Origin of the sequence: Streptomyces mexicanus (assembly GCF_902506575.1) — a bacterium.
GTDB lineage: Bacteria > Actinomycetota > Actinomycetes > Streptomycetales > Streptomycetaceae > Streptomyces > Streptomyces mexicanus.
This window is the reverse complement of the sequence record NZ_LR732544.1, coordinates 4,902,580-4,923,388: the sequence shown is the minus strand read 5'-3', so window position 1 is coordinate 4,923,388 and position 20,809 is coordinate 4,902,580. Positions and strand designations below refer to the sequence as shown.

The 20,809-nt window shown below is 70.1% G+C and carries 19 protein-coding genes and 1 pseudogene; 1 reads left to right on the top strand and 19 read right to left on the bottom strand.

Going from position 1 to position 20,809, the window contains the following annotated elements; genetic code table 11:
- Nucleotides 1-172: 172 nt before the first annotated feature.
- Nucleotides 173-1,573: pseudogene (locus tag GV126_RS22155) on the top strand (glycosyl hydrolase family 18 protein); the annotation flags it as partial.
- A gap of 120 nt (nt 1,574-1,693) precedes the next feature.
- Here GV126_RS22155 and GV126_RS22150 read toward each other — a convergent pair.
- The 19 genes from GV126_RS22150 to rho all read right to left on the bottom strand — a co-directional run bounded on the left by GV126_RS22150 (nt 1,694) and on the right by rho (nt 20,791).
- Nucleotides 1,694-2,140 (bottom strand): DUF2550 domain-containing protein, encoded by a 447-nt coding sequence (locus GV126_RS22150; protein ID WP_159669617.1) that lies wholly within the window; start codon nt 2,138-2,140, stop codon nt 1,694-1,696.
- A 130-nt stretch (nt 2,141-2,270) separates the two neighbouring features.
- Nucleotides 2,271-2,648, bottom strand: coding sequence for a F0F1 ATP synthase subunit epsilon (locus tag GV126_RS22145; RefSeq protein ID WP_159669614.1), 378 nt, complete (start codon nt 2,646-2,648; stop codon nt 2,271-2,273).
- A 115-nt stretch (nt 2,649-2,763) separates the two neighbouring features.
- Nucleotides 2,764-4,200, bottom strand: a complete 1,437-nt coding sequence (gene atpD, locus GV126_RS22140) for a F0F1 ATP synthase subunit beta (RefSeq protein WP_159669611.1) — start codon at nt 4,198-4,200, stop codon at nt 2,764-2,766.
- Nucleotides 4,200-5,117: a F0F1 ATP synthase subunit gamma gene (locus tag GV126_RS22135; protein WP_159669608.1), complete on the bottom strand. Its 918-nt coding sequence runs from the start codon at nt 5,115-5,117 to the stop codon at nt 4,200-4,202. The genes atpD and GV126_RS22135 overlap by 1 nt, the downstream gene beginning before the upstream one ends.
- A 21-nt stretch (nt 5,118-5,138) precedes the next feature.
- Nucleotides 5,139-6,731: a F0F1 ATP synthase subunit alpha gene (atpA, locus tag GV126_RS22130; RefSeq protein WP_159669605.1), complete on the bottom strand. Its 1,593-nt coding sequence runs from the start codon at nt 6,729-6,731 to the stop codon at nt 5,139-5,141.
- 140 nt (nt 6,732-6,871) lie between these two features.
- Nucleotides 6,872-7,687 carry a F0F1 ATP synthase subunit delta gene (locus GV126_RS22125; protein WP_159669602.1) on the bottom strand — a complete coding sequence of 272 codons (816 nt, stop codon included), beginning with the start codon at nt 7,685-7,687 and terminating at the stop codon, nt 6,872-6,874.
- On the bottom strand, nt 7,684-8,232 hold the full coding sequence (locus GV126_RS22120) for a F0F1 ATP synthase subunit B (RefSeq protein ID WP_159673981.1): 549 nt from the start codon (nt 8,230-8,232) through the stop codon (nt 7,684-7,686). Before GV126_RS22120 ends, GV126_RS22125 begins: the two co-directional genes overlap by 4 nt.
- Before the next feature lie 51 nt (nt 8,233-8,283).
- Complete coding sequence (gene atpE / locus GV126_RS22115) at nt 8,284-8,523, bottom strand: ATP synthase F0 subunit C (protein ID WP_018571456.1); 240 nt, start codon at nt 8,521-8,523, stop codon at nt 8,284-8,286.
- 75 nt (nt 8,524-8,598) lie between these two features.
- Nucleotides 8,599-9,417 (bottom strand): F0F1 ATP synthase subunit A, encoded by an 819-nt coding sequence (gene atpB / locus GV126_RS22110; RefSeq protein ID WP_185948300.1) that lies wholly within the window; start codon nt 9,415-9,417, stop codon nt 8,599-8,601.
- A 225-nt stretch (nt 9,418-9,642) separates the two neighbouring features.
- Nucleotides 9,643-10,080, bottom strand: coding sequence for a Cg1360 family ATP-synthase-associated protein (locus GV126_RS22105; RefSeq protein WP_159669599.1), 438 nt, complete (start codon nt 10,078-10,080; stop codon nt 9,643-9,645).
- 301 nt (nt 10,081-10,381) lie between these two features.
- Nucleotides 10,382-11,758, bottom strand: a complete 1,377-nt coding sequence (locus tag GV126_RS22100) for an MraY family glycosyltransferase (RefSeq protein ID WP_159669596.1) — start codon at nt 11,756-11,758, stop codon at nt 10,382-10,384.
- A 174-nt stretch (nt 11,759-11,932) separates the two neighbouring features.
- A complete protein-coding gene (gene glyA / locus GV126_RS22095) occupies nt 11,933-13,171 on the bottom strand; it encodes a serine hydroxymethyltransferase (RefSeq protein WP_159669593.1) in 1,239 nt (412 codons plus the stop codon).
- A gap of 104 nt (nt 13,172-13,275) precedes the next feature.
- The gene (locus tag GV126_RS22090) at nt 13,276-13,935 is read right to left on the bottom strand and encodes an arsenate reductase/protein-tyrosine-phosphatase family protein (protein WP_159669590.1); all 660 of its coding nucleotides are present in this window, start codon (nt 13,933-13,935) and stop codon (nt 13,276-13,278) included.
- Nucleotides 13,932-14,579, bottom strand: a complete 648-nt coding sequence (locus tag GV126_RS22085) for an L-threonylcarbamoyladenylate synthase (RefSeq protein ID WP_159669587.1) — start codon at nt 14,577-14,579, stop codon at nt 13,932-13,934. The genes GV126_RS22090 and GV126_RS22085 overlap by 4 nt, the downstream gene beginning before the upstream one ends.
- Before the next feature lie 58 nt (nt 14,580-14,637).
- Entirely contained in the window at nt 14,638-15,477 is an 840-nt protein-coding gene (gene prmC / locus GV126_RS22080) for a peptide chain release factor N(5)-glutamine methyltransferase (RefSeq protein ID WP_159669584.1), read from the bottom strand.
- Between the two features lie 127 nt (nt 15,478-15,604).
- Nucleotides 15,605-16,672, bottom strand: coding sequence for a peptide chain release factor 1 (gene prfA / locus GV126_RS22075; protein WP_159669581.1), 1,068 nt, complete (start codon nt 16,670-16,672; stop codon nt 15,605-15,607).
- A gap of 108 nt (nt 16,673-16,780) precedes the next feature.
- On the bottom strand, nt 16,781-17,005 hold the full coding sequence (gene rpmE, locus GV126_RS22070; RefSeq protein ID WP_014675000.1) for a 50S ribosomal protein L31: 225 nt from the start codon (nt 17,003-17,005) through the stop codon (nt 16,781-16,783).
- Nucleotides 17,006-17,193: 188 nt separating this feature from the next.
- The gene (locus tag GV126_RS22065; RefSeq protein WP_159669578.1) at nt 17,194-18,345 is read right to left on the bottom strand and encodes an LCP family protein; all 1,152 of its coding nucleotides are present in this window, start codon (nt 18,343-18,345) and stop codon (nt 17,194-17,196) included.
- A gap of 436 nt (nt 18,346-18,781) precedes the next feature.
- On the bottom strand, nt 18,782-20,791 hold the full coding sequence (rho, locus tag GV126_RS22060) for a transcription termination factor Rho (RefSeq protein WP_159669575.1): 2,010 nt from the start codon (nt 20,789-20,791) through the stop codon (nt 18,782-18,784).
- Nucleotides 20,792-20,809: the final 18 nt, after the last annotated feature.

Here is a 20,809-nt window from a genome sequence, read left to right as displayed (position 1 = left end):
GCGGAGAGATGGCAGGAGAGGCACAGGAGTGTACAGTGAGAGATGTGCCGAGAGATGAGAGAGTGGCGGCCGGAGGGCGTGGGAGAGGGGTAGGGGTGAGAAGAGGCATAGGGAGGGGAAAGGGGGGAGGGTAGGGGGTCGTCGGCAGCGTCGGAGGTGTATAAGAGACAGCTCCGCGCCCGGCACCCCCACCGCCTCCTCCGTCACCGACACCTCGGTGAAGCTGAGCTGGGCCGCGGCCACCGACGACAAGGGCGTCAAGAACTACGACGTGCTGCGCGACGGCAAGAAGGTCGCCACCGTGACGACGACCTCGTACACGGACACCGGCCTGAGCGCCGGCACGGACTACTCCTACACCGTGCAGGCCCGCGACACCGCGGACCAGACCGGCCCGGTCAGCGGCTCGGTCGCCGTGCGCACCACCGGCGGCACGACCACTCCCCCGCCCACCGGCGGCGGCAGCAAGGTCAAGCTCGGCTACTTCACCGAGTGGGGCATCTACGGCCGCAACTACAACGTCAAGAACCTGGTGACCTCCGGCTCCGCGTCGAAGATCACGCACATCAACTACGCCTTCGGCAACGTCACCGGCGGCAAGTGCGCCATCGGCGACTCCTACGCCGACTACGACAAGGCGTTCACCGCCGACCAGTCCGTCAGCGGCGTCGCCGACACCTGGGACCAGCCGCTGCGCGGCAACTTCAACCAGCTGCGCCAGCTGAAGGCCAAGTACCCGAACATCAAGGTGCTGTGGTCCTTCGGCGGCTGGACCTGGTCGGGCGGCTTCGCCGACGCCGCGAAGAACCCGGCGGCCTTCGCCCAGTCCTGCTACGACCTGGTGCACGATCCGCGCTGGGCCGACGTCTTCGACGGCATCGACATCGACTGGGAGTACCCGAACGCCTGCGGCCTGACCTGTGACACCAGCGGCCCGGCGGCGTTCCGGAACCTGATGTCCGCGCTGCGCGCCAAGTTCGGCAAGGAGCTGGTCACCGCCGCCGTCACCGCCGACGGCTCGGCCGGCGGCAAGATCGAGGCCACCGACTACGCGGGTGCCTCCCCGTACGTCGACTGGTACAACGTGATGACGTACGACTTCTTCGGCGCCTGGGACGCCAAGGGCCCCACCGCCCCGCACTCCCCGCTCACCTCCTACACCGGCATCCCGAAGGCCGGCTTCACCACCGCCGACGCGATGGCCAAGTTCAAGGCGCAGGGCGTGCCCGCGAACAAGCTGCTCATCGGCATCGGCTTCTACGGCCGCGGCTGGACCGGCGTCACCCAGGACGCCCCGGGCGGCACCGCGACGGGCGCGGCGAGCGGCACGTACGAGGCGGGCATCGAGGACTACAAGGTGCTCAAGAACAGCTGCCCGGTCACCGGCACCGTCGCCGGCACCGCGTACGCGCACTGCGGCACCAACTGGTGGTCCTACGACACCCCGGCCACCATCAAGTCGAAGATGGCCTGGGCGAACAGCCAGGGCCTGGGCGGCGCCTTCTTCTGGGAGTTCAGCGGTGACACCAGCGACGGTGAGCTGGTGAACGCCCTCAGCAGCGGCCTGTCGTAAGCGGACGAGGCCCGGGAAACACGAAGCTCCCCCGGTCGGCGGGCCGAGGGAGCTTCGTCATGAGGACCGGAGTACCGGAATGCGGGAGTGCCGGAGTGCGGGAGCACAACGTACCCCTGCCTAGGCGACGTTCACCCGCTGTCCGGGCGGGGCCGCCTCAAGCCAGGCGAGGAAGCCCGTCAACGCGTCCTCGCTCATGGCCAGTTCCAGGCGGACGCCGCGGTGCACGCAGACGAGGATCACCGCGTCGGACAGCAGCGCCAACTCCTCCTCGCCCTCGGGCAGCCGGCGGCCGGCCACCTCGATGGAGGCGCGTTCCAGCAGGCGGCGCGGACGGGGTGCGTAGGAGAACACGCGGAACCACTCCACGCGGTCGCCGTTGTAGCGGGCGACCCCGTAGCTCCAGCCCTTGCCGCTGGTGTCGGGGTCCTCGGCCACCTCCCAGCGCAGGCTGCAGTCGAACGTGCCGCCCGAGCGCTGGATGAGCCGGCGGCGCAGCCCGAAGACGAACAGTCCCACCACCACGAGCGCGACCACGATTCCGCACACAGTCAGAGCGAGGACCATCGGCACCGACCTCCTCGTCTCCTAGGTAATGGAACGGAAAAAACACCCACATCCGCCTCAGCCGCGGCCGGTACCGGATTGCTCCGGTACCGGCCGCGGCTGAGTGGTGTCATCACATCGCGAGCTGGGTTCAGCGCGCCGCCGTGGCCGCGCGCAGTCGTACGTCCGCACGGCGCTCGGCGTGAGTGTCGCCCTCTGCCTTCGCGCGCTCCAGCTCCCGCTCCGTGCGCTGGACGTCGATCTCGTCCGCCAGCTCGGCGATCTCCGCCAGCAGCGACAGCTTGTTGTCCGCGAACGAGACGAAACCGCCGTGCACCGCGGCGACGACCGTCCCGCCGTCACTCGTACGGATGGTCACCGGGCCCGACTCCAGCACACCGAGCAGCGGCTGGTGACCGGGCATGACGCCGATGTCGCCGGACGTGGTGCGCGCGACGACCAGGGTGGCCTCGCCGGACCAGACCTGGCGGTCGGCGGCGACCAGCTCGACGTGCAGCTCAGCAGCCAAGGGTGGCTCCTCGGGTCACCACCCGGCAGGGGTGCCGGGTGTTGGGGTCAATTCTAGTAGGCGTGCGTGAGGGGGCGGGACGCTCCCGCCCCCTCACACGAACTCACGGGTGAGTTCAGGAGACGCCCAGCTCCTTCGCGTTCTTCTTCAGGTCCTCGAGACCACCGCACATGAAGAACGCCTGCTCCGGGAAGTGGTCGAACTCGCCGTCGCAGATCGCGTTGAACGCGGCGATCGACTCGTCCAGCGGCACGTCCGAACCGTCCACGCCGGTGAACTGCTTGGCGACGTGGGTGTTCTGGGACAGGAAGCGCTCCACACGACGGGCCCGGTGGACGACGAGCTTGTCCTCCTCGCCCAGCTCGTCGATACCGAGGATCGCGATGATGTCCTGGAGGTCCTTGTACTTCTGCAGGATGTTCTTGACGCGCATGGCGCAGTCGTAGTGGTCCTTCGCGATGTACCGCGGGTCCAGGATCCGGGACGTGGAGTCCAGCGGGTCCACGGCCGGGTAGATGCCCTTCTCGGAGATCGGACGGGAGAGAACCGTCGTCGCGTCCAGGTGGGCGAAGGTGGTGGCCGGGGCCGGGTCGGTCAGGTCGTCGGCGGGGACGTAGATCGCCTGCATCGAGGTGATCGAGTGACCGCGGGTGGAGGTGATGCGCTCCTGCAGGAGGCCCATCTCGTCGGCCAGGTTCGGCTGGTAGCCCACCGCGGAGGGCATGCGGCCCAGCAGGGTGGAGACCTCGGAACCGGCCTGGGTGAAGCGGAAGATGTTGTCGATGAAGAACAGCACGTCCTGCTTCTGGACGTCGCGGAAGTACTCCGCCATCGTCAGGCCGGCCAGCGCCACGCGCAGACGGGTGCCCGGCGGCTCGTCCATCTGGCCGAAGACCAGCGCGGTCTTGTCGATGACGCCCGACTCGCTCATCTCGTCGATGAGGTCGTTGCCCTCACGGGTGCGCTCACCGACACCGGCGAACACCGACACACCGTCGTGGTTGTTGGCGACGCGGTAGATCATCTCCTGGATGAGCACCGTCTTGCCGACGCCGGCGCCGCCGAACAGACCGATCTTGCCGCCCTTGACGTACGGGGTCAGCAGGTCGATGACCTTGACGCCGGTCTCGAACATCTCGGTCTTCGACTCGAGCTCGTCGAAGTTCGGCGCCTTGCGGTGGATCGGCCAGCGCTCGCCGTCGTAGCTGGCCTCGACGTTCAGCACCTCACCGAGGGTGTTGAACACCTTGCCCTTGGTGAAGTCGCCGACCGGGACGGAGATGGGCGCGCCGGTGTCGGTCACCGGGGCCTGGCGGACCAGGCCGTCGGTGGGCTGCATGGAGATCGCCCGGACCAGGCCCTCGCCCAGGTGCTGGGCGACCTCGAGGGTCAGGGTCTTCTTCTGGCCCGCGTTCGCCGGGTCGGAGACCTCGACGTGCAGGGCGTTGTAGATGTCCGGCATCGCGTCGACGGGGAACTCCACGTCGACGACCGGGCCGATGACCCGCGCGACGCGGCCCGTCGCCGTGGCCGTCTCAACAGTGGTGGTCATTAGTAGTCACTCCCCGCGGTCGCGTCGGCCAGGGCGCTCGCGCCACCGACGATCTCGCTGATTTCCTGGGTGATTTCGGCCTGGCGGGCCTGGTTGGCAAGCCGGGTGAGCGTCTCGATCAGCTCTCCGGCGTTGTCCGTCGCCGACTTCATCGCGCGCCGCGTGGCGGCGTGCTTGGAGGCGGCCGACTGGAGCAGCGCGTTGTAGATGCGGCTCTCCACGTAGCGCGGCAGCAGGGCGTCGAGGACGTCCTCCGCCGACGGCTCGAAGTCGTACAGCGGAAGGATCTCGTCCTTCTTCTGCGTCTGCTCCGCCACCTCGTCGAGGCGCAGCGGCAGCAGCCGGGAGTCGACGGCCGTCTGCGTCATCATCGAGACGAACTCGGTGTAGACGATGTGGAGTTCGTCCACGCCGCCGTCCGCGGTGTCCTTCTCGATGGCCTCGATCAGGGGGGCCGCCACCTTCTTGGCGTCCGCGTACGAAGGCTCGTCGGTGAAGCCCGTCCACGATTCGGTGATCTTCCGCTCGCGGAAGTTGTAGTGGGCCACACCGCGCCGGCCGACGATGTAGGTGTCGACCTGCTTGCCCTCGCGCTCCAGGCGCTCGGTCAGCTGTTCCGCCGCCTTGATGGCGTTGGCGTTGAACGCGCCGGCCAGACCGCGGTCGCTGGTGAGCAGCAGGACCGCGGCACGGGTCGGGTTCTCCGCCTCCGTGGTCAGCGGATGCTTGGTGTTCGAACCGGTGCCGACCGCCGTGACCGCGCGGGTCAGTTCCTGCGCGTACGGCGTGGAGGCCGCCACCTTGCGCTGCGCCTTGACGACGCGCGAGGCGGCGATCATCTCCATCGCCTTGGTGATCTTCTTGGTCGCGGTGACGGATCGGATGCGACGCTTGTAGACCCGGAGCTGGGCTCCCATGAGTCAGGTCCCTTCCTTACGTCACTTGGCGGCGGCGGCCGGGGTGTCCTCGCCGAGCAGCTTGCCGTCCGAGGTCTCGAACTGCTTCTTGAACTCCGCGATGGCGTCCGCGACGGCCTGCAGGGTGTCGTCGGACATCTTGCCGCCCTCCTTGATGGAGGTCATCAGGCCCTGCTCCTTGCGGTGCAGGTACTCCAGCAGCTCCTTCTCGAAGCGGCGGATGTCGGCGACCGGGACGTCGTCCATCTTGCCGGTGGTGCCGGCCCACACGGAGACGACCTGGTCCTCGGTGGCCATCGGCTGGTACTGGTCCTGCTTGAGCAGCTCGACCATGCGCTGACCGCGCTCCAGCTGGGCCTTGGAGGCGGCGTCCAGGTCGGAACCGAAGGCGGCGAACGCCTCCAGCTCACGGAACTGGGCGAGGTCCACGCGCAGGCGGCCGGAGACCTGCTTCATGGCCTTGTGCTGGGCGGAACCACCGACGCGGGAGACGGAGATACCGACGTTCAGCGCGGGGCGCTGACCGGCGTTGAACAGGTCCGACTCCAGGAAGCACTGGCCGTCGGTGATGGAGATGACGTTGGTCGGGATGAACGCCGAGACGTCGTTGGCCTTGGTCTCGACGATCGGCAGACCCGTCATCGAACCGGCACCCATGTCGTCGGAGAGCTTCGCGCAGCGCTCCAGCAGCCGGGAGTGCAGGTAGAAGACGTCACCCGGGTAGGCCTCGCGGCCCGGCGGGCGGCGCAGCAGCAGGGAGACGGCACGGTAGGCGTCGGCCTGCTTCGACAGGTCGTCGAAGATGATCAGGACGTGCTTGCCCTGGTACATCCAGTGCTGGCCGATGGCGGAACCGGTGTAGGGCGCCAGGTACTTGAAGCCGGCCGGGTCGGAGGCCGGGGCGGCGACGATGGTGGTGTACTCCAGCGCGCCGTTCTCCTCCAGCGAGCGGCGGACCGACGCGATGGTGGAGCCCTTCTGGCCGATGGCGACGTAGATGCAGCGGACCTGCTTGTTCGGGTCGCCCGAGCGCCAGTTGTCGCGCTGGTTGATGATCGTGTCGACGGCCAGGGCGGTCTTGCCGGTCTGGCGGTCGCCGATGATCAGCTGGCGCTGGCCGCGGCCGATCGGCGTCATGGCGTCGACGGCCTTGTAGCCGGTCTCCATCGGCTCGTGCACCGACTTGCGCTGCATGACCGTGGGGGCCTGCAGCTCGAGGGCACGGCGGCCCTCGGTCTCGATCTCGCCGAGGCCGTCGATCGGGTTGCCGAGCGGGTCGACCACACGGCCGAGGTAGCCCTCGCCGACCGCGACGGACAGGACCTCACCGGTGCGGGTGACCGGCTGGCCCTCCTCGATGCCGCTGAACTCACCGAGGACGATGGCACCGATCTCGCGCTCCTCCAGGTTGAGGGCGAGGCCGAGGGTGCCGTCCTCGAACTTCAGCAGCTCGTTGGCCATGGCCGAGGGCAGGCCCTCGACCTTCGCGATGCCGTCGCCGGCAAGGGTGACCGTACCGACCTCCTCGCGCGAGGCCGCGTCCGGCTTGTACGACTGGACGAAGTTCTCCAGCGCGTCCCGGATCTCCTCCGGCCGGATCGTGAGCTCCGCCATCTGGGTTCCCTGCTCTCCTTGTTGGGCCCGAAGTTTCACTCGGGGGGTATGCCACGAGTCGGGGACTCCCCCCGATAAGAGGTGAATCCTCTGCACGGCCCAACCAGGGCCGTCGTTAACGTCTTGCTGTTGAGTTGCTGCTAGCTCGCCATGCGGCGGGCGGCGTCGTCGAGCCGGTCCGCGAGGGAGCCGTTGATGATCTCGTCGCCGACCTGCACCCGGATCCCGCCGATCAGCTCGGGGTCCACGTCGAGGTTCAGGTGCATCTGGCGGCCGTAGAGCTTGGCGAGGGCGGCGCCCAGGCGCCGCTTCTGCGTGTCGCTCAGCGGGACCGCCGAGGTGACGACGGCGATCATGCGGTTGCGGCGGTCGGCGGCGAGCTTGGACAGGGACTCCAGTCCCGCTTCCAGGCTACGTCCCCGCGGCGCCGTCACAAGGCGCGTGACCAGACGCTCCGTGATGGCATCGACCCGTCCGCCGAGCAGCCGGCGCAGCAGCTCGGACTTGGCCGAGGCGCTCGCGGCCCGGTCGGCCAGCGCGGCGCGCAGCTCGGTGTTGGAGGAGACGATCCGCCCGAAGCGGAACAGCTCGTCCTCCACGTTGTCGAGCGTGCCCGTCCGCTCGGCCGTGGTGAGGTCGGCGAGGTTCGCCAGCTCCTCCAGCGCGTCCACCAGGTCCCGCGGCTGCGACCAGCGCGCGCGCACCATGCCCGACACCAGGTCCACGGTCTGACCGCCGACCTGGCCGCCCAGCAGGCGCTGCACCAGCGCGGCCTTGGCCTCACCGGGCTGCGCCGGGTCGGTGAGGACCCGACGCAGGCCGACCTCGCGGTGGAGCAGTGCCGTGACGGCCGCCAGTTCGTCGGCGAGCCGCGCGGCGGAGGCGGACGTGGAGTCCGTCAGCGCGTCGAGACGCTCACGTGCGGCGGTCAGAGCCTCACGGCTCGCTCCGTTCATCGCGCGGCCTCGGCCTTCTCCTCGAGTTCGTCGAGGAAGCGGTCGATCACACGGCTCTGCCGGGCGTGGTCCTCGAGGGACTCGCCGACGAGCTTGCCGGCCAGCTCGGTGGCCAGCCTGCCGACGTCCTGGCGGAGCGTGGCCGCGGCGGCCTTGCGGTCGGCCTCGATCTGGGCGTGGCCGGCGGCGACGATCTCCTCGCGCTGACGCTGGCCCTCGGCCCGCATCTCGGCGATGAGCGCGGCGCCCTGCTCCTGGGCCTCCTGGCGCAGGCGAGCGGCCTCGTGCCGGGCCTCGGCGAGCTGGGCCTTGTACTGCTCGAGGACGCTCTGGGCCTCGACCTTCATGGCCTCGGCCTCTTCGATACCGCCTTCGATCGCCGCGCGGCGCTCCTCGAGAACCTTGTTGATGTTCGGCAGGAGCTTCTTCCCGAGGAAGAAGAAGACGATCGCGAAGGTGATGAGGCCGATGACCAGCTCGGGGCCGGGCGGGATGAGGGGGTTCTGCTGCTCCTCCGCCGCCAGCTGCACCAGCTGCTGTGTCAGCTGCATGTCATCAGTGCCTTTCCCTGATGGGGGTGGGTCGTCGGCCGCGGTTTACTTGTAGGTGTAAACGAACGGCATGACGATGCCGATGAGGGCGAGCGCCTCACAGAAGGCGAAGCCCAGGATCTGGTTGGCACGGATCAGACCGGCGGCCTCGGGCTGGCGGGCGAGCGCCTGGGTGCCGTTGCCGAAGATGATGCCGATGCCGATGCCGGGACCGATGGCGGCGAGGCCGTAGCCGACGGAGGCGATGGAGCCGGTGACGGCGGCGAGGGTCTCAGTGGCAGCCATGCTGATTCTTCCTTCTCTTTCAAGGACCGGTGGGGGTTGGCCACCGGACGACTGTGACGGGGCGGTTCGTACGGCTCAGTGGTGCTCGGCGAGAGCGCCCTGAACGTAGGAGCAGGCCAGGAGGACGAAGACGTACGCCTGGACGGCCTGGACGAAGAGCTCGAACAGGATCATGACCATGGCCATGACGAACGAGACGGCGCCGGCGACGATCAGCCACTTGTTCATCAGGTACCAGCTGGCGACGGTGAACATCACGAGCAGCAGGTGACCGGCGAACATGTTGGCGAACAGACGCACCGCGTGCGTGAACGGCCGGACCAGGACGTTCGAGAAGAACTCGATGACCACCACGAGCGGCAGCACCGGGCCGAGCGACTTGTCGTAACCGGTGAGGTTCTTGAAGCCGCCGGCGAAGCCGTGCTTCTTGAACGTCAGGACCATCCAGGTCACGTAGACGATCGCGGCCAGGGCGGCCGGGTAGGCGATGATCGACGTGACCGGGAACTGGGCGACCGGGATGATCGACCACAGGTTCATGATCCAGACGAAGAAGAAGATCGACACCATCAGCGGGACGTACTTCTCGCCCTCGCGCTTGCCGAGCGTCTCGTAGACGATGCCGCGGCGCACGAAGTCGTAGCCGGCCTCACCGACCATCTGGAGTTTGCCGGGAACGACCTTGGCCCTGCTGAAAGCGGCCCAGAAGAAGCCGACGACGACCACCGTGGTGACGATGGCGAGCAGCATCGGCTTGTCGAAGTCGTAGCCGCCGACGGTGAACATCGGCTTGAAGATGAAGGAGTGCAGGCCCGGCGACGGAAAGCCGCAGCCGTTCTCGGCGAAGACGCGGCAACTCCAGTCAAAGGCGAGCGTGGTCTGGTCAGCACTCACCGCGGGCTCCTTCGGCGTGGCGCATGGATACGGCAACCTCGTTGTGTCGGCGCGGCGCGCAGCCGCGGGTCGGCACCGGACTGGTGTTACGGATGTGGGGGCGGCCGGCGGGCATCGAGCCTCGCGATCGAGCAGGCGTCAGCTCAGATGCCCGCGCCCGCGATGCCGCAGTTGGCACCGGACGATAGCAGGAGATCACACACGTCTTTATCCCGGCCCTACCCCTCACGACGAGGACCCTGTCTTCTGGGACTTCTCGTTCTTCTCGGAGTCCGGTTCCACGTAGAAGATCTTGGACTTCATGTGCGCGCGCGCCTGTGCGGCCATCCATACGACGGTCGCGACGACGAGCGAGAACGCGAACGCCTTCGCATTGAACAGAGAGGTGCCCTTGAAGAGGGCCAGGAAGATCATGAGCAGCAGGAGTTGGGCGACATAGAGCATGAGGCCCATGGCCTGGAACAGCTGCGGCAACGACTTCGCCGTCCACTGCAGCACGTACAGGCCGATCCCCATGTAGAGAATCGCGAGGGCTGCACCGACCACGGCTCCGATCGCGCCCTTGCCGCCGGCGACCGCACCGCTGACCGCCACCGCGACCACACCGACAGCGGCGGTGGGCACTGCGGTGTGCAGTAGGTTCCGGACGTCATTGGACGGCATGGCGGCAACTCCGCTTTCACAGGGGGCAGGGGTGTCGTCATGGACGAGCGTAGTCCCCGGTTCGGACGAGGGTCCTCCACACCAAGGGGCCCTCGCACTCGGGTCCTTCGGCTGTATCCGGGGTTCTCGTGAACCGTATCACAAACTATTTGATGAGGTCTTTACCTGCTGGGTGTGCTTGCTGTCACACATGAGATCGACAGTGCCCGAGTGTGCAAAAACGTGACCAATTTGCCCGGAAACGCGGGAGATTGCACCCCCATGAATCGGCAACGCTTTAGTCAGATTCTTACCTTGGCCGTCAGCGCGAGGTTTCCGCTTTCCGCCCGTCCAGGAGACGCGAACGGGCGCCCAGCGCACTCGCTCCGTTGACACCCGCCACGGTCGCCGCGATGCGCGCCGCCCGCTCCCCGCTCTCGCCGGCCTCGGCGGCAGCGGCGCCCTCGCAGGGGGCGTCGGCCGTGGCCGGCCCGGAGGCGGCCGGGGCCGTCCGCGGCGCCGCACCCGGGCGACGGCGGCGGTAGCGCGGCGGCACGAACCGCTCGGCCCAGCGCGGCGCCCGGGGCGTGAACCGTGGCAGCAGGAGCAGCACCAGGCCGATGAAGCTGAGGACGACGATGCCCAGCACGATCCACATCGACGCGGAGTTCACCGAGTACGCCAGCGCCCCGAAGCCGATCAGCGCCGCCCAGAAGTACATGATCAGCACGGCCCGGCTGTGCGAGTGGCCGATCTGCAGCAGCCGGTGGTGCAGGTGGCCGCGGTCGGCGGCGAACGGCGACTGGCCGCGCCAGGTGCGCCGCACCACGGCGAAGATGAAGTCGCTGGCCGGGATCGCGATGATCGTCAGCGGCATCAGCAGCGGGATGTAGACCGGCACCATCTGGTGCACGGAGTTGCGCTCGGAGCCGGTGAACAGGTTCATCAGGTCCGGGTCGACCTGCCCGGTCACCGAGATCGCGCCCGCCGCCAGCACCAGGCCGATCAGCATCGAGCCCGAGTCGCCCATGAAGACCCGCGCCGGATGCATGTTGTGCGGCAGGAAGCCCAGGCACATGCCCATCAGGACGGAGGCGAAGAGGGTGGCCGGGGCGGCGGCCTCGATGCCGTACGAGTACCAGATCCGGTAGGCGTACATGAAGAACGCGGCGGCCGCGATGCACACCATGCCGGCGGCCAGGCCGTCCAGCCCGTCGACGAAGTTGACCGCGTTGATCGTGATCACGACCAGCGCCACCGTCAGCAGCGTGCCCTGCCACTGGGTGAGCGCGACCGTGCCCACGCCCGGGACCGGCAGCCACAGGATCGTCAGACCCTGCATGACCATCACACCCGCCGCGATCATCTGGCCGCCCAGCTTGATCAGCGCGTCGATCTCGAACTTGTCGTCCAGCACGCCGATCAGCCAGATCAGCGCGGCCCCGGACAGCAGCGCCCGCGGCTCGTTCGACTTCTGGAAGACTTCGCTGAGGTTGGTCAGGTGGTCGGCGGCCAGCAGGCCCGCGCACAGCCCGAAGAACATCGCGATCCCGCCCAGGCGCGGAGTGGGTTCCCGGTGCACGTCACGGGCCCGGATCTCCGGCATCGCCCCCGCCACGATCGCGAACTTGCGCACCGGCCCTGTCAGCAGGTACGTCACCGCGGCCGTGATGCAGAGCGTCAGCAGGTATTCACGCACGGGCTTCCCCACAGGTCTCGCTGGCCATCTCCGTCCCACACCCTAGCGACGCAGGCATATGTATGGGGACTTCCGGGTAGCGACGATGGTTGCACGTACGTCTGTGTACCGGTTTGTACGGCCCCCCGGCGTGCGCCGCCCCGCCGTACGGCCGCGCCGCGCGCCCGGTGCCCCTCACCGCGGATACGGCGGGAACGCGGCGGCCAGCTCCCGCACCTCCGCCCGGGCCCGGGCGGCGTCCAGATCGCCGCGCAGCACCTTGCCGAACAGCACGCCGATCCACTGCATCTCCTCCTGCGCCATGCCCTGCGTGGTCACCGCCGCGGTGCCCAGGCGCAGCCCGCGGGAGTCGGTGTGCGGCAGCGCGCAGCAGTCCAGCACGATCCCGGCGGCGGCCAGCCGGCCGCGCGCGGTGCGCCCGTCCACACCCAGCGGGGCCGGGTCGGCGGTGATCAGGTGGGTGTCGGTGCCGCCGGTGGTCACGTGCAGGCCCTCCGCGGCCAGCTGGGCGGCCAGCACGCGGGCGTTGGCGACCACCTGGTGGGCGTAGGCGCCGAACGCGGGTGTGGCCGCCTCGGCGAACGCCACCGCCTTCGCGGCGATGGTGTGCATCTGCGCGCCGCCCTGGGTGAAGGGGAACACGGCCCGGTCCACGCGCCCGGCCAGCTCGGCGGCGCACAGGATCATCCCGCCGCGCGGCCCGCGCAGCACCTTGTGCGTGGTGGCGCACACCACGTCGGCGTACGGCACCGGGCTGGGCGCCGCTCCCCCCGCGACCAGTCCGATGGGGTGCGCGGCGTCGGCGATGAGGTAGGCGCCCACGTCGTCGGCGACCGACCGGAAGAAGGCGTAGTCGAGGTGGCGCGGGTAGGCGATCGAGCCGCACACGATCGCCTTGGGCCGGTGCGCCCGCGCCAGGGTGCGCACCTGCTCGTGGTCGATGAGCCCGGTCTCGGCGTCCACGCCGTAGCCGACGAAGTCGAACCAGCGGCCCGAGAAGTTCGCGGGCGAGCCGTGCGTGAGGTGCCCGCCGTAGGGCAGCCCGAGGGCGAGGACGGTGTCACCGGGGCGCAGCAGCGCCGCGTAGGCCGCCAGCACGGCCGAGGAGCCCGAGTGGGCCTGCACGTTGGCGTGGTCGGCGCCGAACAGCGTCCTGGCCCGCTCCACCGCGAGCCGCTCGGCGGCGTCGACGATCTCGCAGCCGCCGTGGTGGCGGGCGCCCGGATAGCCCTCGGCGTACTTGTTCGCCAGCGGGGAGCCGAGCGCGGCCAGCACCGCCGGCGAGGTGAAGTTCTCCGCCGCGATCAGTTGCAGCGTCGTCGCCTGCCGCGCCAGCTCCCCCAGCAGGATGTCGGCCACTTCGGGGTCCTGCCGCCGCAGGACATCGGCCTCGAGGGCGGGGATGACCGACATGGTGGTCTCCGGACGGTCGACGGTGACGTACGTCCAATGTAGGCCCGCGCCGGACCTGCCGCGCGGCTGTTACGCCCCGCGGGTACCCCGCGGCGCCCGCCCTCTCACGCCCGCGCCGGCACGCCCGTCAGCGCCGTCACGACCGGGTCCAGCGCCTGGTGTATCTCGTCGCCGATGGACCGGAAGAACGGCAGCGGGGCGCCGTAGGGGTCGTGCACCTCGTCGGCCTCCGCGGTCGGGGCCAGGAGCCACCCGCGTAGAGCGGCGGCGGCGCGGACCAGGGCCCGCGCGCGTTCCACCACGCCGTCCTCCAGCGGGGGCAGCGTGGCCGGGTCGATCGCCTTGACCAGGCGGGTGAACTCCTTGAGCGTGAAGGTGCGCAGGCCCGCCGAGTGCCCCATCGAGATCACCTGGGCGCGGTGGTCGCGGGTGGCGGTGAGCACCAGGTCGGCCGTGATGACGTGCTCGTCGAGGAGTTCGCGGCCCACGAAGCCGGAGGCGTCCGCGCCGAAGTCCGCCAGCACCGTCTCGGCGTTGGCCTCCATCGGCGCGCCCTCGTGGCCCCAGGTGCCGGCGCTCTCCACGATCAGCCCGCCACCGGCCGGGTCGCCGAGCCGGTCCGCCAGGAAGTGCCGGGTCAGCCGCTCGGTGATGGGCGAGCGGCACACGTTGCCGGTGCTGACGTGGAGGATGCGGAAGGTGTCGCGGGGCGTGTCCGCCCGGTCCTGCTCGCCTATGCCACGCCCCGTGTCGGGCGGCGTCAATTGGCCACCTCGAGGTCGGGTACGACCTTGCGCAGCTCCTCGGGCGACAGGGCGCCCTCGCGGAGCAGCACGGGCACCTCACGGGTGACGTCCACGATGGAGGACGGGGTGTTGCCGGGGATGGGGCCGCCGTCGAGGTACACGGAGACGGCGTCGCCGAGCATCTCCTGGGCGGCGTCGCAGTCCTCCGGCGCCGGGTGCCCGGTGACGTTCGCCGAGGTCACCGCCATGGGGCCGACCTCGGTGAGCAGTTCGATGGCGACCGGGTGCAGCGGCATGCGCACGGCGACCGTGCCGCGGGTCTCGCCCAGGTCCCACTGCAGCGACGGCTGGTGCCTGGCGACCAGGGTCAGCGGGCCCGGCCAGAAGGCGTCCACCAGCTCCCAGGCCTTCTCGGAGAAGTCCGTGACCAGCCCGTGCAGGGTGTTCGGGGAGCCGATCAGGACCGGCGAGGGCATGTGGCGGCCACGGCCCTTGGCGGCGAGCAGGTCGCCGACGGCCTCGGAGGAGAACGCGTCCGCGCCGATGCCGTAGACGGTGTCGGTGGGCAGCACCACGAGTTCGCCCCGGCGGACGGCGGACGCGGCCTCGCGCAGACCGGTGACGCGGTCGGTCGCGTCGTTGGTGTCGTATCGCCGTGCCATGGTCAGCGGGCCTCCTCGTACACGTAATGCGGGACTCCGGTCACGCCTGTCGTCGGGGTCACGGCAGCGCCTTGCGGGCAGTGGCGAACCGGGGGCGGTTGTTGAGGTCGGGGTGGTCGGCCGCGTCCGCCCAGCCCCGTTCCTCGGTGAAGATCCACGGCACCTGGCCGCCCTGGGTGTCGGCGTGCTCGATGACGACGACCCCGCCGGGGCGCAGCAGCCGGTGCGCGGTGCGTTCGATGCCCCGGATCAGGTCCAGGCCGTCCTCGCCGGAGAACAGCGCCATCTCCGGGTCGTAGTCGCGGGCCTCCGGAGCGACGTACTCCCACTCGGTCAGCGGGATGTACGGCGGGTTGGAGATGACGAGGTCGACCTGGCCGTCGAGGTCGGGGAAGGCGGTCAGGGCGTCGCCCTGGCGCAGATCGACCCGGGATCCCGCCATGTTCTTGCGGGTCCACACCAGCGCCTCCTCGCTCAGCTCCACGGCGTGCACGCGCGAGCGCGGCACCTCCTGGGCGAGGGCGAGCGCGATGGCGCCGGAGCCGGTGCACAGGTCGACCACGCACGGCTCGGCCACGTCCATGGCGCGCACGGCGTCTATCGCCCAGCCGACCACCGACTCGGTCTCGGGCCGGGGCACGAACACCCCGGGCCCGACCTGGAGTTCCAGGTACCGGAAGTAGGCCCGCCCGGTGATGTGCTGCAGCGGCTCGCGCTGCTCGCGGCGGGCGACGACCTCCCAGTACCGGGCGTCGAAGTCGGCGTCCTTCACGGAGTGCAGCTGGCTGCGCTTGACGCCGTGCACGAACGCGGCCAGCTCCTCGGCGTCGGTGCGCGGCGAGGGCACGCCGGCGTCGGCCAGCCGCTGGGTGGCCTGCGCCACCTCCGCGAGCAGCACGCTGCGGGGGCCTGGGGGTCGCCCCCCAAATTCTTGCTGCACGCTGGTCCTCCGTGCTCGGTGCTCGTACGTGCTGTCCTGCCGTGCGATGCCGCCGGCGTGCGCCGCCGGGCGGCGCCCGTGCGCCTTACGCGGCCGCGAGCTTGGCGGCCGAGTCCGCGTCCACGCAGGCCTGGATCACCGCGTCGAGGTCGCCGTCCAGGACCTGGTCCAGGTTGTACGCCTTGAAGCCGACGCGGTGGTCGGAGATGCGGTTCTCCGGGAAGTTGTAGGTGCGGATCTTCTCGGAGCGGTCCACGGTGCGGACCTGGCTGCGGCGGGCGTCCGCGGCCTCCTTCTCCGCCTCCTCCTGCGCCATGGCGAGCAGCCTGGAGCGCAGGATACGCATCGCCTGCTCCTTGTTCTGCAGCTGGCTCTTCTCGTTCTGGCAGGAGGCGACGACGCCGGTCGGGATGTGCGTGATGCGGACCGCGGAGTCGGTGGTGTTCACGGACTGGCCGCCGGGACCGGAGGAGCGGTAGACGTCGATGCGCAGGTCGTTCGGGTTGACCTCCACGTCGACCTCCTCGGCCTCCGGGGTGACCAGGACACCGGCGGCGGAGGTGTGGATACGCCCCTGCGACTCGGTGGCGGGCACCCGCTGCACGCGGTGCACGCCGCCCTCGTACTTCAGCCGCGCCCACACGCCCTGGCCGGGCTCGATCTGCCCGCGGGCCTTCACCGCGACCTGGACGTCCTTGTAGCCGCCCAGCTCGGACTCGGTGGCGTCGATGATCTCGGTCTTCCAGCCGACGCGCTCGGCATAGCGCAGGTACATGCGCAGCAGGTCGCCGGCGAACAGCGCCGACTCGTCGCCGCCCGCGCCCGCCTTGATCTCCAGGATGACGTCCTTGTCGTCACTCGGGTCGCGCGGGACCAGCAGCAGGCGCAGGCGCTCGGTCAGCTCCTCGCGCTGCTTCTCCAGGTCCTTGACCTCGGCGGCGAACTCCGGGTCGTCGGCGGCCAGCTCGCGCGCGGCCTCGATGTCGTCGCCGGTCTGCTTCCAGGAGCGGTACGTGGCGACGATCGGGGTCAGCTCGGCGTAGCGCTTGTTGAGCTTGCGCGCGTGTCCCTGGTCGGAGTGGACCGACGGGTCGGCGAGCTTCTTCTCCAGGTCGGCGTGCTCGGCGACGAGCTCCTCGACGGCCTCGAACATCTTGCGGCTCCTGATACTGCGGGGTGGGGGAAGGCGGGCGACCAAAAACGCCGGTCCCGGCGCACCCTCGGTGAAGGGTACGGCCGTGGACCGGCGAATGGGGGCTCGCTACTTCTTGGAGCCGGCGGCAGCCTTGCCGAAGCGGGCCTCGAAGCGGGCCACACGGCCACCGGTGTCGAGGATCTTCTGCTTGCCCGTGTAGAACGGGTGGCACTCGGAGCAGACCTCGGCCCGGATGGTGCCGGACTCGATGGTGCTGCGGGTGGTGAACGACGCGCCGCAGGTGCAGCTGACCTGCGTCTCGACGTACGCGGGGTGGATGTCGCGCTTCAAGGTGTCTCCTAGGTTTCGGGAGGGCGCCGGGTCGCCGCCGCGGGCTGCGGGGGCGTGAACCGGGGCCGACGTACCAGTCTGCCAGGACTGGCGCCATCTCCCAAAACCGGGGGCGGGGGTGTTCTATTCCGCCGCGGGCGGGGGACCCGCCGGGTCCGCCGCGAGCGGGGGACCCTGCGGGCCGGTGATCACTGCGCCCGGCCGCTGCTCACCACGTCCCTGGCCTCGCCGGTGGCCGTGCCCTCGGTGGCCGTCCTCGGGATCGGCCGGTCGTTCCTCAGGGCCGTCCAGACCTGCCGGGCCTTGGGTTCGTCGATGACGACGCGATTGGCGTTGCCGGTGTCGTACTGCACCGGCATCGTGACCATGGTCATGTGCGAGGAGCTGATGCCCTTCAGGCCGTCGGCGAAGGAGATCAGGGAGTTGACCGAGCCGAGGTCGGAGTCGGTGGTGACGGACTTGGTGGCGGTGTCGGCCAGGTCGTAGAGCTTCTTGGGGTTGCTGAACACCCCGACGTGCTTGACCTGGTCGATCAGCGCCTTCACGAACGCCTGCTGGAGCTGGATGCGGCCCAGGTCGGAGCCGTCGCCGACGCCGTGCCGGGTACGCACCAGGCCGAGCGCCTGCTGGCCGTTCAGGGTGTGCGTGCCCGCGTCCAGGTTCAGGTGGCTGTCGGGGTCGTGGATGGCCCGGGTGGTGGTCACCCGCACGCCGCCGAGGTCGTCGACGAGCGTCCGGAAGCCGCTGAAGTCGACCTCCATGTAGTGGTCCATGCGCACGCCGGTGAGCGACTCGACGGTCTTGACGGCGCAGGCCGCGCCGCCGGTGGAGTACGCCTCGTTGAACATCACGTTCCGCGCGGCCGGGTGCTCGGTGCCGTGGGCGTCGGTGCACTCGGGGCGGTCGACGAGGGTGTCGCGCGGGATGGAGACCACACTGGCCTTCTTGTGGCCCTTGTAGACGTGGACGATCATCGCCGTGTCGGAGCGGGCGCTGCCGTCGTCGGTGCCGCCGCCCAGCTTTCGGTTGCCGCCGGAGCGGGTGTCGGAGCCCAGGACCAGGATGTTCTCCGAGCCGTTGTCCGCCTTCTTCGGCCGGTCGCCGCCGAGCATCTGGTTGATGTCGACGGTGGTGAGGTTGCCGTTGAGCTTGAGGTACAGGTACCCGGCGCCGGTGCCGCCCAGCACCACGATCCCGGCCGCCGTCCAGGCCATCACCGTCAGGGCCCGGCGGCGCGCCGTGGGGGGCTTGCGGCGGCGTCCCTTGCCGGCGCGGCGACGGGGGGCGGTGGAGCCGGTGTCCCCGGGTATGCCCGGGCCCGGCGTGCTCTCGGGGGACATGTACTCCTCAGCTCTCGTATCCGGTCGGTCACCCCCTGCTGTCAGGGTCGGCCCCGGCCTGTAGGACCGCGTACCGCGCCGGCGGCGCTCGTACCGTCAGACGGGGCAACTCGGGACAGGGTTGCACAGCGCTCTGTGCCGGCTGTGCGCCCGGAATGCGCGCCGCGTGTCGGCAGGTCACGGAAAGCGGCGGGCTCACCTGCGGTTTCGCGGCAACGGCCGGAGGCGGTCACGGCCCCTGCCGCGCGCGGTTGCTGTGGCAAAGGTCTCGCCGGTCCGGCCCGGCGGCGCAGGGAAGGTCGGCCGCCCGCCCGTGCGGCGCGGCGGTCCGTCGGAAAGCCCGCCCGCCCGTGCGACGACGGCGAGCACGGGCCGTGCGGGAACGGCGAAGGGCCGCCCCCGTGCGGGAGCGGCCCTTTCCGGCTGATCGCGTACCTCAGTCGCCGTTGCCCGGCGTCGGGGTCGTCTTCTGGATCTGCATGAGGAACTCGACGTTCGACTTGGTCTGCTTCATCTTGTCGAGCAGCAGCTCGATCGCCTGCTGCTGGTCGAGCGCGTGCAGCACCCGGCGCAGCTTCCAGACGATGGCCAGCTCCTCGGCGCCGAGCAGGATCTCCTCCTTGCGCGTGCCGGAGGCGTCGACGTCGACGGCCGGGAAGATGCGCTTGTCGGCGAGCTTCCGGTCGAGCTTCAGCTCCATGTTGCCGGTGCCCTTGAACTCCTCGAAGATCACCTCGTCCATGCGGGACCCGGTGTCCACCAGGGCGGTGGCGAGGATGGTCAGCGAACCGCCGTCCTCGATGTTGCGGGCCGCACCGAAGAACCGCTTCGGCGGGTACAGGGCCGTGGAGTCGACACCACCGGACAGGATGCGGCCGGAGGCCGGGGCGGCCAGGTTGTAGGCGCGGCCCAGGCGGGGGATCGAGTCCAGCAGGACGACCACGTCGTGGCCCAGCTCCACCAGGCGCTTGGCGCGCTCGATGGCCAGCTCGGCGACCGTGGTGTGGTCCTCGGCCGGGCGGTCGAAGGTCGAGGAGATGACCTCGCCCTTGACCGACCGCTGCATGTCGGTGACCTCTTCCGGACGCTCGTCGACGAGGACGACCATCAGGTGGCACTCGGGGTTGTTGTGCGTGATCGCGTTGGCGATCGCCTGCATGATCATGGTCTTGCCGGTCTTCGGCGGGGCCACGATCAGACCGCGCTGGCCCTTGCCGATGGGCGAGACCAGGTCGATGATGCGGGTGGTCAGCACGCCCGGGTCCGTCTCCAGGCGGAGGCGGTCCTGCGGGTAGAGCGGGGTCAGCTTGTTGAACTCCGGGCGGCCGCGGCCGTGTTCGGGCGCCATGCCGTTGACGGAGTCCAGGCGGACCAGCGCGTTGAACTTCTCGCGGCGCTCGCCCTCCTTCGGCTGGCGCACGGCACCGGTGACGTGGTCGCCCTTGCGCAGGCCGTTCTTGCGGACCTGGGCGAGGGAGACGTACACGTCGTTCGGGCCGGGCAGGTAGCCGGAGGTGCGGATGAACGCGTAGTTGTCGAGGATGTCCAGGATGCCCGCGACCGGGATCAGGACGTCGTCCTCGGTGATCTGCGGCTCGGACACGTCGTCGCGGCCACGGCGGCCACGGCGGTCGCGGTAGCGGCCGCGACGGCCCCGGCGCCCGCCCTCGTAGTCGTCGTCGTCCTGCTGGCGGTCCTGGCGGCCGCCGCCCTGCTGCTGGTTCTGCTGCTGGCGCTGGCCCTGCTGGTCGTCGCCCTTGCCGCGGCGGTCGCGGTCGCGGCCGCGCTCACGGCGGTCGCGGCGGCGGCCCTCGCCGCCGTCACCGGCGTCACCCTTGGCGTCGCCCTGCTGCGGCTGCTGCTGGCCCTGGGCCTGCTGCTGAGCCTGCTGCGACGACTGCTGGGCCTGCTGCGGCTGGGCCGGCGTCTCGGCCTTCGGCTCGCTCTTGGCCTCGGCGGTGACGGTCTCGGGGCTGCCGGACGGGCTGCCCGCCTCGGCGGTGGCCCGGCGCCGGCGCCGCTCCGCGGGAGCGTCATCGCTGGCGGGCTGCCCGGGAATCTCGATCTGCTGCTGGGCCGCGGCCTTCTCGGCAGGGGCCTCGGCCGCCTTCTTCGAGGCGGCGTCGTCGCCCGTACGGGCGCGAGAGGTGGCGCGGCGCTTCGGCTTGGTCTCGGTGGCGGCCGCGTCGGCCTTGGCGGGGGCGGATCCCCCTGCGGCCTGCGCCTCCTTGATGACCTCGATCAGCTGGCTCTTGCGCATGCGCGCCGTGCCCCTGATGCCGAGGCCGGATGCGACCTGCTGCAGCTCGGCCAGCACCATGCCCTCGAGGCCGGTGCCACGGCGCCGCCGGGAGCCGGCACCGGTGGCAGGCGCGGAGGCGTCCGTGGCGGGCGCGGCAGCGGTCTCCTCGACACGTGCGCCCATCAGATCGGTGGTGTCGCTCACGAAGGGTCCTTCCCTGGA

Coding starts and splice junctions, on each gene's coding strand:
- GV126_RS22150 (WP_159669617.1), bottom strand. CDS start 2,140: ATGGTCCTCGCTCTGACTGTGTGCGGAATCGTGGTCGCGCTCGTGGTG.
- atpD (WP_159669611.1), bottom strand. CDS start 4,200: ATGACCACCACTGTTGAGACGGCCACGGCGACGGGCCGCGTCGCGCGG.
- GV126_RS22135 (WP_159669608.1), bottom strand. CDS start 5,117: ATGGGAGCCCAGCTCCGGGTCTACAAGCGTCGCATCCGATCCGTCACC.
- atpA (WP_159669605.1), bottom strand. CDS start 6,731: ATGGCGGAGCTCACGATCCGGCCGGAGGAGATCCGGGACGCGCTGGAG.
- GV126_RS22125 (WP_159669602.1), bottom strand. CDS start 7,687: ATGAACGGAGCGAGCCGTGAGGCTCTGACCGCCGCACGTGAGCGTCTC.
- atpE (WP_018571456.1), bottom strand. CDS start 8,523: ATGGCTGCCACTGAGACCCTCGCCGCCGTCACCGGCTCCATCGCCTCC.
- GV126_RS22105 (WP_159669599.1), bottom strand. CDS start 10,080: ATGCCGTCCAATGACGTCCGGAACCTACTGCACACCGCAGTGCCCACC.
- glyA (WP_159669593.1), bottom strand. CDS start 13,171: ATGTCGGTCATCCCCGCCCTCGAGGCCGATGTCCTGCGGCGGCAGGAC.
- GV126_RS22085 (WP_159669587.1), bottom strand. CDS start 14,579: ATGGCACGGCGATACGACACCAACGACGCGACCGACCGCGTCACCGGT.
- prfA (WP_159669581.1), bottom strand. CDS start 16,672: ATGTTCGAGGCCGTCGAGGAGCTCGTCGCCGAGCACGCCGACCTGGAG.
- GV126_RS22065 (WP_159669578.1), bottom strand. CDS start 18,345: ATGTCCCCCGAGAGCACGCCGGGCCCGGGCATACCCGGGGACACCGGC.